Genomic DNA, 12692 nt, shown 5'->3' with positions numbered 1-12692 from the left:
ACTGAAACATGGGCAGGGTCCGCTGCACTATACTCAGATGGCTGATTATCACTCGAATGAGAGGTGAGTCATGTCCAGAATAAAAACCATGTTCGTTACGGCGCTGGTGGCGTCTGCTCTGTCTGCACCGGTTCTCGCCTACCACTGCCCGCTGGATGCCAAAGCGATCGAGAACGGACTGGCCAATATCCAGGTGAGCGACGAAGTGCGTACCAAGGTCATGCAGCTGCACGATGAAGGCATGGCAGCACACAAGGCCGGTAATCATGAGGACGCTGAGAAGAAGCTGGCCGAGGCGATGCGGATATTGCTGAACGCCACCGGCATGTAAGACCGCAGGGATCTGAATGAAAGTGCAAAAGCCTGCCGAGCGATCGGTGGGCTTTTTGTTGTCTGGGTTTCGCCCCTGACGGGGCGAGAGACTTTTCTTTGCTTGTCCAAAGAATACCCAGAGGGCACAGACGAAGCTAACCAAAAGAAAGGGCACCCCCGCGGGACAGGCCTTCGGCTTCCCTGCGCGTCTCGCCCAGCCGGGGTGGCTGAACAACTCGGCGCTGCGCGCTTCAGACAATTCAGCCACTGATCCCGTCTGGGCTCCGATGCTCGGCTGCCCCGAGGGGGGATTTGGTGCCGGGTTCGGGGGTTGGGGATTTTACTTAGGGTGGCTGGTCAGCTGAGATTGGGCTGGCTATAGTGTTGGGAATGGATGACAGGGAGTACCGTGCTGATTAATGGTTGCGAGCACGGATGCGGTCAGCACGTAATGAAGGAGTATTAGGGATGGTTACACCCCGTCAAAGCTTATCTTTTATGCCTTCTTGGCTGTCTTCGATGGCTGTACTCGCTGAGCACGCTCCTGTCGAGCGGATTTACCTTTTTGTCAATTTCCCGGGAATTAAAGCCTTATCTATCAATTAATTATGTGATGGTGGGCGAATTAAAAGGTATACCCGATAATAATTATTATGAGGTCGAAGACCTCATTAACAGACTGTTAACTCTCAAGAGAGATCACATGGACAAACAGAAAGTCATTGAGAACTTAAATATTTTCAAAGAGAGGCTGACAGGAGAGGTTCTGCAAGCATTCCACTCTCGCGGACGCGACTTTGGACAAGAAAGGTTCAACACGTGGCGACGCAAGTTTTCTCAGTTTTTGGATGACAACCTTCCTGGAGAGACTTCTGTACTTAATGCAAAATTGATGCATTTTGCTTTCTCAATAAGACATGGTGAGAGTGATGCCGAAACCTTTTGGCGTGAAGATGGCGAAACGATGTTGGCATACATTGATTCTTTAATAATTGATGTAGAAAACGATGAGTATGATTTTAGAGAAGTGGACAAAGATGAAGAGCCGGTAGTAAAACTGAGTCAGAATCAAAAACCAAAGAACAAAGTCTTTATAGTGCACGGCCATGATGGTGAAGCAAAAGAACGTACCGCGCGCTTTGTGGAAAAGCTAGGTTTTGAGGCCATAATACTTCATGAGCAAGCAAGCCGAAGCATGACTATCATAGAAAAAATTGAGAATTACTCAAATGATGTTGGTTTCGGCATAGTCTTATACACGCCAGATGACATGGGTAATGTTAAGAGTGAAGCCGAAACTGGCGAGTTGAAATTTAGAGCACGCCAAAATGTCGTATTTGAGCACGGTTTTCTAATTGGAAAGCTTAGCCGAGAAAATGTAACCCCGTTAGTTGAAGGCGCAATAGAGCTTCCAAATGATATAAGCGGGATTGTGTATATTAACGATAAAGATTGGCAGCTTGACATAGCAAAGGAAATGAAAGCCGCTGGCTACGATATCGACTTTAATAAGCTTATATAGAAAGAGTTAACAAGCGCAGGAACAGGGAAAAAATTTCCGCTGCGCTCCAATTTTTCCCGTGCTGCGGGCGTTAGGCTCCTGCGAGGAGAAATGTGGCAAGGCTAGCGATAGGCAAGTACGTTCTTAGAAACCTTTCGATTAGGTCTAAGAACCAATGCGGGGTAGGTAGACGTCCATTTGCCAGTCCTTCAAGATCAACGCAGCCGGTGGATCCATCCGCTACGGCTTGGTCGCGGCATCTTCGCCAGAGCCGTGCAAAGAGGTGTTTGTCTTTCTAAGTATTTTGCCGGTGGGGGTGATGAGTTGCGCAGTATTCGGAGGAAGATTGTGCGAGAGGCTGTTGAGGAGTTTGGGCCTCCCAAGGACTCTCCTGAGTGGCTCCAGTTTTTTCAAGACTTGTATCTTGCAGAGAGAGCGTCGTGGCCTGAGATTAAGGCGGTTGCATTTGATCAGATAGAGAAGCATGAAGCCTGGTTGCTCTCCGAGTGCGAACGCATAAAGAAGCGACTCTCGACATTTGATCCTGGCACAGCTGGTGATGCGGGCGAAGAAGCCTGGGCCAAATTGCTGCGAGAAATGCTTCCTGGCCTCAGAGTCGTCACCAAAGGCGTCATCTATGGTCCCAAGGCCGGGCAACGGAGTCCACAAATGGATATCGTTGTGCTCGATCCCGCTTGTCCGTCCTCTCTGGATGCGGGGAAGGAGTATCCCCTGGATTATGTAGTTGCAGCCTTTGAATGTAAGCTGACGCTGAGCTTGGCCAACGTGGCAGAGGCTATGGCGACAAAGAGAACGCTCAAGCAGTTCGCTTCGGCCGCGGCTCATAGCGGAGCAACAAAGCCTATAATCCCTTATGGGATTCTGGCCTTGTCCCACCGTATTGAGAACAAGGTGAAGCGACCTCTGAATTCGGTTCGGCAGGGCTTAGAGAAGACGCTTGTCTTGCTTGAGCATCCTGACGAGATGCTGGATTTCGTCGTTGTGGTTGGGGAATTCTGTTTTGTCGCCAGAAAGTCCGTCAACTATCGTGACGGCGAGTCTGCGGCGCATGTGGTTGGGTGCTACGAATTTGTTGATCAGGATCCTCCGAAAACCCCGCCTGGAGCGAATGCACTGGGCTGGTTTGTGCTGAATATGATGCAGCGGCTTACTTTAGTTCGCCGCGAGCTGGAAAGCTCGGTGCGCTTCCATAATGTGATGGATGATGGCGTTGATGACTGCTCTTGTGGTAAGGAGTGGCCTGCGGATGCGGTCTTCTCGGCGCATCTCCTCGAGCGTATGTCTCGGGGAATTTTCGATCCTGAGGTCCTTGGCTACGAGAACTATCTCGATTAATGGGGGGCGGTGACGACGGAGAATAACACGGACAGCCATGTCCATAGGCCAACAAAAACAAGAGCCTAACGATGCGCTGCAGCCGACGGCTTCGCCGCGGCTGAGCTAGAGCGTTATAAACCACTATGCATCTAGTGCTAATCACAATCGGTGTTGTATCACTGCTGCTAGCTGCTTTCTTTATGGCAAAGGCTCGTTTGCTGATGTGGAAACATCGACAATCCAATACCCACGGGGTGTTTGGAGCATTTTCGGTAGCACTGGTCAAAGGTGGTCTGGATCGCTATGTTGAGGCTAATTGGGTTTCAAGTATCAAGCGCCATGCGTTCTTCGGTCTTGCATTATTTACAATCGCAGTCTGGTGTTTGGGGATCAGTGCCAGTGGTTTATAACAAACAGGGTAAGTTAGCCCTACAGACGGGACACTCTGCAGCTACGCTGCTCCGGCCCTTTAGCGTGGCGTTATAAAATAAAGGAAATAAATGAGATGGATTTCGTCCAAATAATCAGCAATGTGCTCACCAGCTTCTGGTACCTGATTCCCCTTTTCATCTTGGCAGGAGTACTTAATGCGCCTTGGTTCAAAGGTGTAATGGGTGAATTTATTGTCAATTTGTCAGCCAGATACTTCCTCGATAAGAGCCGCTATCGCCTGATCAAGAACGTGACGCTGCCATCCGGCGATGGAACCACACAGATCGACCATGTCATCGTTTCGGTCTTCGGCGTGTTCGTGGTTGAAACCAAGAACATGAAAGGCTGGATTTTTGGTGGGCAGCACCAGAAGCAGTGGACGCAGAGAATCTTCAAGCACTCCAGCAAGTTCCAGAACCCGCTGCATCAGAACTACAAGCACGTTAAGGCACTGGAGCAGCTGCTCGGGCTTGAGGAAAGTCAGTTGCACTCGGTGGTGGTGTTTGTCGGTGATAGCACCTTCAAAACGCCGATGCCCGATAATGTCACCCGTGGTTTCGGCTATGTGAAGTACATCAAGTCTAAAACAGAGCCGCTGCTCTCTGATGAGCAGGTGGAAGACATCATTCAGCAGATTGAAACCGGGCGTTATCCCCGTTCGTTGTCGACTAACCGCCAGCATGTGAAGCACGTAAAAAATATTGTCGAGGCCAAGGCCAATCAGGTGACTTGTCCCAAGTGTGGCAGTGATATGGTGCAGCGAGAGGTGAAGAAAGGCGCTCGCCAGGGGCAGAAGTTCTGGGGCTGCTCCAGGTTTCCGAGTTGTCGTGGAATTTTGAACCTGAATTGAAATCCCGGTAAGGCTCAACACTCGGCTGCCCCGAGAGGGAATGGGGTGCTGAGTTCGAGAGGAGGAGGTTTAAGGCCGGTTGGCGGGGGTTAAACAGGTGGTCTAGTGTGAAAGGTGGAATACCTCATTAACATCCTGTCAGGGCTCATCAGGACTGTGGCACGAGGTGGCACCATGACAGACAAGCCTCTGTATCATGAAGGGATGCGACGTCTTCAAGACGAGCGAGATACGCGTCGCATTGCTGATCGCCTGGAGCAAGTTACCGTTCATACGGCGTTTACCGAAGAAGACCGTGCGTTTATAGAGAATTGCGCCATGTTCTTCCTTGCCACTGCGGATATCGACGGTAAGCCAGATTGCTCGTATAAAGGCGGTTTGCCTGGATTCGTTCGAGTCCTCGATAGCGACACGATTGCCTTCCCGGATTATGACGGGAATGGGATGTATCGATCGTTGGGCAATATTTTAGTCAATCCTTACATTGGATTACTGTTCATAGACTTCGAAAATGCACAGAGAATTCGGGTCAATGGCAAAGCGCAGGTTAGCGCTGACGACCCGCTACGAGCAGAATATCCGGGGTCAGTATTCATCATTCGGGTTAAAGCGGAACGGATCTTTCCAAATTGCCCACGATACATCCACAAAATGCAGCTTGTTGAACATTCTGTGTACGCGCCAAAGGCCGACTACACACCGCCAGTTCCTGGCTGGAAGACATCTGATAATTTTCGTGATGCACTACCCGCGAGAGATCGCCCGGAAGACAAGGGAGATGACTCTAAAGATGGGCCTGTAAAAAAGCCCTGACAACGGCTTTTAACCCGGCGTTTTGCCACTCCGCTGTACTCCAGTCCAACTGCTGCGCACGCGGGCATCATCTCAGCCACCAACTACACTGTATCTAATCGCGCTCTCTGGCGATGAAGTTCATGCATTCACTCTTTGACGCAGCGTATAGGGAAACACGATGTGAAAGCCTCTGCTTCAAACCCTGTTTTCCACGCCGAAGACGTCACCAAGACATACCAGATGGGAGAGGTGCAGGTTCACGCCCTGCGAGGCATCGATCTTGACCTCTACGAAAGCGAGTTTGTTGTCTTGTTGGGGCCGTCGGGAAGCGGTAAATCGACACTACTGAATATCCTGGGGGGGCTGGATATACCCACCAGTGGGTCCGTGCGCTACAAGGATCATGACCTGACCGTGTACAAGGATTCCCTGCTCACCCGTTACCGGCGTGACCATGTCGGTTTTGTCTTCCAGTTCTACAACCTGATTCCCAGCCTGACCGCGCGCGAGAATGTGGCACTGGTGACGGAGATCGCCGCTAACCCGCTTGCGCCCGAGGAAGCGCTCAGGCTGGTGGGGCTGGGGGAACGCCTGGATCACTTTCCTGCCCAGATGTCCGGTGGCGAGCAGCAGCGGGTCGCCATCGCCCGCGCGATCGCCAAGCGTCCGGATGTGCTGCTCTGTGACGAGCCAACAGGGGCGCTGGATCTGAAGACCGGTATTCTGGTGCTGGATGCCATCGAGCGTGTGAACCGGGAGCTGGGCACCACCACGGTGGTGATCACCCATAATGTGGATATCGCCCAGATGGCCGACCGCGTCATTCGGTTGAGCGACGGTCGCATTATCAGCGATGAAGCCAACCCGGACAAAAAGGCGCCAGCCGAGCTGGCCTGGTAATCATGAAGGCTCTGGATCGCAAGCTCTGGCGAGACCTGATTAGCCTGCGGGGGCAGGCCTTCGCCATTGCCGCCGTCATGGCAAGCGGGTTCGCCTGCTACATCATGTTTCTCAGTACGCTGGACTCGCTGCAGCTCAGCCGCGGGCTGTACTATCGCGATTACCGCTTTGCTGAAGTCTTCGCGCCACTTAAACGCGCGCCGGATGCGCTACGACAGCGCATCGCCGAGATCGACGGCGTCGACAAGGTGGATACGCGCGTGGTGGCGCCCCTGACTATCGAGGTCGAAGGTTTTCCGGACCCGGTGACCGGTGTTATCACCTCCATCCCGGACAGCGGCGATCCGCTGCTCAATCGCCTCTATCTGCGCAGCGGACGGCTGGTCGATGCCGGTCGCAGCGATGAGGTCGTGATTAGCGAGCCCTTTGCAGAGGCGCACGGTTTTCAGCCGGGTGATGCCCTGCACATCATCATTCGCGGCAAGCGCAAGCAGTTGCGTATCGTCGGCATCGGCGGGTCGCCCGAGTACATCTATCAATTGGCGCCCGGCACCCTGTTCCCCGACCACGAGCACTTCGGGGTCATGTGGATGGCGCGCACGCCACTGGCGTATGCCTATGACATGGAGGGCGCCTTCAACTCCGTCGTCCTCTCCCTGACCCGGGATGCCAATGCGCAGGATATCATTGACCGTCTCGACGGGATGCTGAAGCCCTACGGCGGCACCGGCGCGTTTGTGCGTGATGACCAGGCGTCACATAAATTCCTCTCCGAGGAGCTGCAGCAACTGGAAAACCTGTCGGGGCTGTTCCCTATCATCTTTCTCTGCGTGGCCGCGTTTTTGCTGAACGTCGTCGTGACCCGCCTGGTCGGTACCCAGCGTGAACAGATCGCCGCGCTCAAGGCCTTTGGCTATGGCAATCTGGCGATTGCCATCCATTATCTGAAACTGATCATGTTGATTGTGTTGGCGGGCATTCTGTTGGGAAGCGGTCTGGGCGCCTGGCTGGCTGTTGAGTTAAGTGAGATCTATGTCGGGCTCTTTCGCCTGCCGTTCCTGAACTTTGTGCTCGAGCCCGCCAGAGTCGTGCAGGCGGCAACCTTCACGGCCGTGGCCGGCCTGCTGGGCACCCTGACCGCGGTGCGTATGGTGGTTAAGCTCCAGCCGGCGGAAGCGATGCGCCCGGAACCCCCCGCGGTTTATCGCCAGACCTTCATCGAGACGCGGGGGCTGCAACGACTGTTCTCCGCGCCGACGCGCATGATTCTGCGCCATATTGGCCACAAGCCACTGAAGTCGGCGCTGTCGGTACTGGGCATTGCGTTCGCCTGTGCCATCCTGATGACCGGTCGCTTTCAGGAAGACACCATCGATTACATGATGTACGTGCACTACGGCGTGTCTGATCGCAATGATCTCGCCGTGGTATTCAGCGAACCGACCTCCTACAGGGCACTCACTGAACTGCGCAGCCTGCCGGGCGTTGAGTATGGCGAGGCCGTTCGCGGCGTCGCGGCGCGCCTGGTGTTCGAAAACCGCAGCTACCGCACCTATATCAGTGGCTATGAGCCCAATGCCGAAATCAAGCGGCTGGTGAACCGGGATCTGCAACCGGTCAGTCTGCCCAGTTCAGGTATCGTGCTGAATGAATACCTGGGCAAGGAGATCCTGGGCGTGGGGCCCGGTGACCTGCTGACGGTTGAGGTACTCGAAGACAGTCAGCCGGTACAACAGATCCCCGTGGTATCGCTGGTGCATCAGGATCTGGGCGTCGGTGCCTATATGGATATCAAGGCACTGAACCGTCTGATGGGCGAGGGCAATGCGATATCGGGTGCCTATCTCTATATCGATGATGCACAGCAAAACGAGATCTTCCGGCGCCTCAAGGAGAGGCCCCGTATTGTGGGGACCGTGGTGCGTGAACAGGCACTCGAGGCTTATCACCGTACCATGGACGAAACCATGCTGTTCTGGGCCTCGGTGGCCTCCTTTTTCGCGGGCATCATCGCGGTGGGCGTTGTCTACAACAGCGCACGGATGACACTGACGGAACGCAGCCATGAGCTGGCCAGCCTCCGGGTGCTGGGATTCACCCGCGGTGAGATCTCCTATATTTTGTTGGGTGAACTCGCGATCTTGACGTTGCTGGCGATTCCGCTCGGCCTGCTGCTGGGCAACCTGATGTGCGGGTACATTGCTGCCTCGATTGAAAATGATCTCTACCGTGTCCCCTTGATACTGTCGTCCCATACCTATGCGTTTGCCGCCCTAGTGATTCTGGTCAGTACGGCAATCTCCGGGCTTCTGGTCAGGCGCCGTCTGGACCATCTCGACCTGATCGCAGTACTGAAAACGAAGGAGTGAGACATGAATGTCGCTTGGCGAAGAAGACTCATCTGGTCGGTGCTGCTGCTGTTGATTGCCGCAGCGCTGGGCTACGGCCTCCGACCCCAGCCCAGGATGGTGGATATCGCCACGGCCGCCTACGGTCCCATGCGCTTGAGCGTCGAGGAAGAAGGCAAAACGCGCGTCAAAGATCGCTATGAGGTATCGGCCTCGGTGGCCGGCACAACCTGTCGCGTTGATCTCAACGTGGGCGATGCGGTGAAGAAAGGCCAGCTGCTGACCACCATCGAACCGCTTGAATCCCAGGCGCTCGATCCGCGCAGCCGGGCGGAAGCCGAGGCCCGCGTTGCCGCCGCCCAGTCGGCACTCCATGCCGCCGAACAGACCGCGCAATCGGCCGAGTCTGAAAGGATCCTGGCGGATCAGGAGCTGTCACGCCTGCGGCCCCTGTTCGACAAGGGCCATATTGCCCGGCGGCAGCTGGATCAGGCGACCGCGGCGGCACAATCGAGCCGGGCAGCGAGTCGCTCGGCACGGTTTTCCGTTGAGGTGGCGCGACATGAGCTTGAAGCCGCCCGTACCGCGCTGAGTTACACCGGCGCCGGTCGCCAGCCCTATCCCGACGCAAACGTTCAGGTCCTGTCGCCGATTGATGGTCGGATTCTGGCCATCCATCAGGAGTGCGAAGGCGTGGTGAGCGCCGGGCAGCCATTGCTGGTCGTTGGGGATATCCGTTCATTGGAGATTGAGACGGACGTGCTGTCCGCCGACGCCGTCAAAATAAAGCCGGGCATGCGAGTCGAGTTTCATCGCTGGGGGGGCGACACGCCCCTGCAGGGCCGGGTGCGCAACGTCGAACCGGTGGGGTTTACCAAGATTTCGGCATTGGGTGTGGAGGAGCAACGGGTACTGGTTATTTCGGATATCACCTCCGATGCCGCCGAATGGCAGGATCTGGGTGACGGCTATCGCGTCGAAGCTGAAATTATCCTTTGGGAGTCGGCGGATGTACTGCAAATTCCGGCCAGTGCCCTGTTCCGATTCGATGGTGGCTGGGCCCTGTTTGTGATGGAAAACGGCAAAGCCGTTCGTCGCCTGGTCAAGGTTGGTAAACGCAACGGCCTCTCAGCACAAATTATGGAAGGCATCGCAGAAGGCGAAAACCTGATTACGCACCCCGATAACATGATTGATGATGGTGTCCCCGTAAGGCCCAGGTAATATCTCGGGCGGTTGCGCTGTGGAGCTTGCCGGCCTGAGCGAATATAGTGAAAGTCTGTTCAGTGCTGCCGAGGTCGTCGTTCAACCGTGACAAATCCAAGTCAGTATGACCATCTGGTTCATATCGAAACCCATGATGAGTTGCGGCTCTATGAGCTGATCCCCAATGTGGTCTGGGTATTCGATATCGACAAGCACGGCTGGTGGTGGGGTAACTCGGCAGCCGTGGAGTTCTGGGGGCTGGGTTCGCTGCAGGCGCTGATCGACAAGGATCTGTCCGGCGACACCCAGGGCGCGCGGGATCGTACGCTGCAGACTTTTGAGCTGGCCGCGCGGGATGGCCTCACCGTTGACCCCTGGACCACCTACCCGAACGGCAAGCCCAAAACCCTGCTGATGATGCACCGGGCCGTGTTGCTGGGACCGGACAGGCATCGTGGCATCATTGCCTATATCAACGAACAGGTGAATATGGGCGAGCAGCCTGAAAACCTGCTGCTGATGGAGGCGATGCGCTATACCCGCGTACCGGCCACCACCTTTACCCTTGAAGGCGACCCGGTGGTGGAGAACCCCGCCGCGACGGACGCCTACAACTATCTGTTCGATCAGCCGCTGGACGAGGGCAGTTGTGCCTTTGTCGCCCGTTTTGCCGACCCGGCCGAAGGCCGTGCCTGTCTCAAGAAAATTCAGGCCGGCGAAGAGGGGCGCTGTGATTACATCATGCAAACCTCCGCGGGACCGCGGCGGCACAGCCTGGATATTCGGCGTACCCGGCATCCGCTGAACGGCGACTTCCTGTTTCTGGTGGTGGAGTACGATTTCACCGAACTCTATGATGCCCTGGAAGCGGTGGAGGCCGCCCGCGCCGAGCTGCACGACATCGCGATGAAGGATGCGCTGACCGGGGTGCACAGCCTGCATTACATGCAGGAAGCGGCCAGGACCGAAATGGCGCATGCGCTGCGTCAGCAACATTCCCTTTGGCTCATGTTCATCGATCTGGATGGGTTCAAGTCGATCAACGATACCTTTGGCCACAGTGCCGGTGACGAGGTGTTGTGCGAGGTGGCCAGGCGTCTGCAGGCGGTGATCCGTTCGGAAGACCTGCTGGCCCGTATCGGGGGGGATGAATATGTGGTGCTGCTGTCACATGCCAATACTGAAGCGGATACGACCCTGGTGGCGACTCGCATACTGAATGCGCTGGAGCAGCCCGTATCGATCGAGGGTGTTCAGGCCAGTGTCAGTGCCAGCATCGGTATTGCCCGTTTCCCGCAGGATGGCCAGGACCTGGAAACGCTGTTGAAAGCCGCCGACGGGGCCATGTATCAGGTGAAAAAGAGCGGCAAGAACGATTTCGTCTATGTGCAGGGGCGCGGCAGGGGCGAATAGGGCGTACCCATTGATTCCGCCTGGCGCTGGCAGGTGTGTGATATCTTTCTGGCCGAAAATGTCCAAACCATCTACCGGGCAAGAGGCCACACAGGGAATTCCGATGAGTGTCGATATCTGGCTGTACTATCTGCTGGCGGTGCTGGTGTTGACTGCGTCGCCCGGTCCCAGCTCGCTGCTGTGCATGACCAAGGGCGTAACGTCCGGCTGGAAGCAGGGGGCCTTTACCGCGCTGGGGAGCCTGACGGCGATTACCGGGATTCTGACGCTCTCATTCACTGGCCTGGGGCTGGTGGTAGTGTCTTCCGAGATTCTGTTCAGTCTGGTGAAGTGGCTTGGGGCGGCCTATCTGGTCTACCTGGGGATAAAAGCGCTGCTCTCCCGGCAGGAAAGTTATGCACAGGCTGAGGCGAATGAATCCTGCGAGCGTCGTTTCAGGGCTCACTTTGTCAGTGGCTTTATTGTCGGGGCCAGCAACCCCAAGGCGATCCTGTTCTTCACCGCGCTCTTCCCCCAGTTTATCGATCCGTCGGCCAATCTCTGGCTACAGTATCTGGTGTTTGCGAGCACCTTCGTGGTGTTCGAACTGTCCTGGCTGCTGTTTTACGCCTATCTGGGAACACGGTCATCGAGGTGGATATTTGCCTCTGGCCGGGCCCGGCTGTTTAACCGCTTAACGGGAGGCATCTTCATCGGCGCAGCGGCATTGCTGTCCACATCAAGCCGGGTCTGATGTCTCCACCATGATCCCGCAACCAAAGGGCGTGTCCATGACTCATGAAACCCACTCCATCCACGATTTCGATTACCGCCTCATCTGTGAATATTTTGCATCGGTCGAACGTCAGGGGCCGGGCAGTCCTGAAGTCACGCTCAAGGCACTGGGCTTTATCGACGGGCTGACGCCAGCATCGCGGATCGCCGATATCGGCTGCGGTACTGGAGGACAAACGCGGGTGCTGGCGGAACATGCGCCGGGAACGATCATCGGGCTGGATCTGTTTCCTGATTTTATCCACAGCTTCAATGCCAAGGCTCAGGCGGCGGGGCTGCAGGACCGGGTGCAGGGTGTGGTTGGGTCGATGGAGACCTTGCCCTTTGCGGATGAAGAGCTGGATCTGATCTGGTCAGAGGGGGCGATCTACAACATCGGTTTCGAGCGCGGGATTCGGGAGTGGCGGCGTTTTCTCAAGCCGGGTGGTTACCTGGCGGTGTCGGAGGCGTGCTGGTTTACCGAGAGCCGGCCGGAGGAGATCGAGCGGTTCTGGGTTGACGCCTATCCGGAGATCGATACCCTCGCCAACAAGGTCCAGCAGATACAGCAGGCCGGGTATGTGCCTGTGGCGAACTTTATCCTGCCGGAGAACTGCTGGACCGATCACTTCTATACGCCGCAGGTGCCAATGCAGGAGAGGTTTCTGCAGCAGCACCCCGGTAACGCGGCTGCGGCGGATCTGGTCGCCGAGCAGCGCCGTGAAGCCCAGCTGTATCAACGTTATAAGGCCTATTACGGCTATGCGTTTTTCGTTGCGCGGAAGCTGTAGCCAGAGTCGCTGGAAACATGGCGCCTGGGCAGTTTCGGTGCCATGCTTTTCTC

At 55.8% G+C, this 12692-nt stretch carries 11 protein-coding genes; all 11 read left to right on the top strand.

Going from position 1 to position 12692, the window contains the following annotated elements:
* The first annotated feature begins 70 nt into the window (after positions 1 to 70).
* Complete coding sequence (locus tag ABD013_RS14860) at positions 71 to 331, top strand: hypothetical protein (protein ID WP_343807599.1); 261 nt, start codon at positions 71 to 73, stop codon at positions 329 to 331.
* Positions 332 to 1015: 684 nt separating this feature from the next.
* Complete coding sequence (locus ABD013_RS14855) at positions 1016 to 1834, top strand: TIR domain-containing protein (RefSeq protein ID WP_343807596.1); 819 nt, start codon at positions 1016 to 1018, stop codon at positions 1832 to 1834.
* Positions 1835 to 2161: 327 nt separating this feature from the next.
* A complete protein-coding gene (locus ABD013_RS14850) occupies positions 2162 to 3169 on the top strand; it encodes a DUF6602 domain-containing protein (RefSeq protein WP_343807593.1) in 1008 nt (335 codons plus the stop codon).
* A 592-nt stretch (positions 3170 to 3761) separates the two neighbouring features.
* Positions 3762 to 4433 carry a nuclease-related domain-containing protein gene (locus tag ABD013_RS14845; RefSeq protein WP_343807590.1) on the top strand — a complete coding sequence of 224 codons (672 nt, stop codon included), beginning with the start codon at positions 3762 to 3764 and terminating at the stop codon, positions 4431 to 4433.
* A gap of 174 nt (positions 4434 to 4607) precedes the next feature.
* Positions 4608 to 5246: a pyridoxamine 5'-phosphate oxidase family protein gene (locus ABD013_RS14840; RefSeq protein WP_343807587.1), complete on the top strand. Its 639-nt coding sequence runs from the start codon at positions 4608 to 4610 to the stop codon at positions 5244 to 5246.
* A 162-nt stretch (positions 5247 to 5408) separates the two neighbouring features.
* Positions 5409 to 6128, top strand: a complete 720-nt coding sequence (locus ABD013_RS14835; protein ID WP_343807584.1) for an ABC transporter ATP-binding protein — start codon at positions 5409 to 5411, stop codon at positions 6126 to 6128.
* A 2-nt stretch (positions 6129 to 6130) separates the two neighbouring features.
* Entirely contained in the window at positions 6131 to 8497 is a 2367-nt protein-coding gene (locus ABD013_RS14830) for an ABC transporter permease (RefSeq protein ID WP_343807581.1), read from the top strand.
* Positions 8498 to 8500: 3 nt separating this feature from the next.
* The gene (locus ABD013_RS14825) at positions 8501 to 9700 is read left to right on the top strand and encodes an efflux RND transporter periplasmic adaptor subunit (RefSeq protein ID WP_343807578.1); all 1200 of its coding nucleotides are present in this window, start codon (positions 8501 to 8503) and stop codon (positions 9698 to 9700) included.
* An 87-nt stretch (positions 9701 to 9787) separates the two neighbouring features.
* Positions 9788 to 11095, top strand: a complete 1308-nt coding sequence (locus tag ABD013_RS14820; RefSeq protein WP_343807575.1) for a diguanylate cyclase domain-containing protein — start codon at positions 9788 to 9790, stop codon at positions 11093 to 11095.
* Between the two features lie 103 nt (positions 11096 to 11198).
* On the top strand, positions 11199 to 11828 hold the full coding sequence (locus ABD013_RS14815) for a LysE family translocator (protein ID WP_343807572.1): 630 nt from the start codon (positions 11199 to 11201) through the stop codon (positions 11826 to 11828).
* Between the two features lie 37 nt (positions 11829 to 11865).
* Entirely contained in the window at positions 11866 to 12639 is a 774-nt protein-coding gene (locus ABD013_RS14810) for a class I SAM-dependent methyltransferase (protein ID WP_343807569.1), read from the top strand.
* The last annotated feature ends 53 nt before the right edge of the window (positions 12640 to 12692 follow it).

The organism is Marinobacterium maritimum, from assembly GCF_039523155.1.
Taxonomy (GTDB): domain Bacteria; phylum Pseudomonadota; class Gammaproteobacteria; order Pseudomonadales; family Balneatricaceae; genus Marinobacterium; species Marinobacterium maritimum.
Note: the sequence above shows the minus strand (reverse complement) of the source record. Positions and strands in the feature narration are given on the sequence as shown.

Excerpts from the sequence above, each read along its gene's own strand:
- ABD013_RS14860 (WP_343807599.1), top strand. The coding sequence starts at position 71 with ATGTCCAGAATAAAAACCATGTTCGTTACGGCGCTGGTGGCGTCTGCT.
- ABD013_RS14855 (WP_343807596.1), top strand. The coding sequence starts at position 1,016 with ATGGACAAACAGAAAGTCATTGAGAACTTAAATATTTTCAAAGAGAGG.
- ABD013_RS14845 (WP_343807590.1), top strand. The coding sequence starts at position 3,762 with ATGGGTGAATTTATTGTCAATTTGTCAGCCAGATACTTCCTCGATAAG.
- ABD013_RS14840 (WP_343807587.1), top strand. The coding sequence starts at position 4,608 with ATGACAGACAAGCCTCTGTATCATGAAGGGATGCGACGTCTTCAAGAC.
- ABD013_RS14830 (WP_343807581.1), top strand. The coding sequence starts at position 6,131 with ATGAAGGCTCTGGATCGCAAGCTCTGGCGAGACCTGATTAGCCTGCGG.
- ABD013_RS14825 (WP_343807578.1), top strand. The coding sequence starts at position 8,501 with ATGAATGTCGCTTGGCGAAGAAGACTCATCTGGTCGGTGCTGCTGCTG.
- ABD013_RS14815 (WP_343807572.1), top strand. The coding sequence starts at position 11,199 with ATGAGTGTCGATATCTGGCTGTACTATCTGCTGGCGGTGCTGGTGTTG.
- ABD013_RS14810 (WP_343807569.1), top strand. The coding sequence starts at position 11,866 with ATGACTCATGAAACCCACTCCATCCACGATTTCGATTACCGCCTCATC.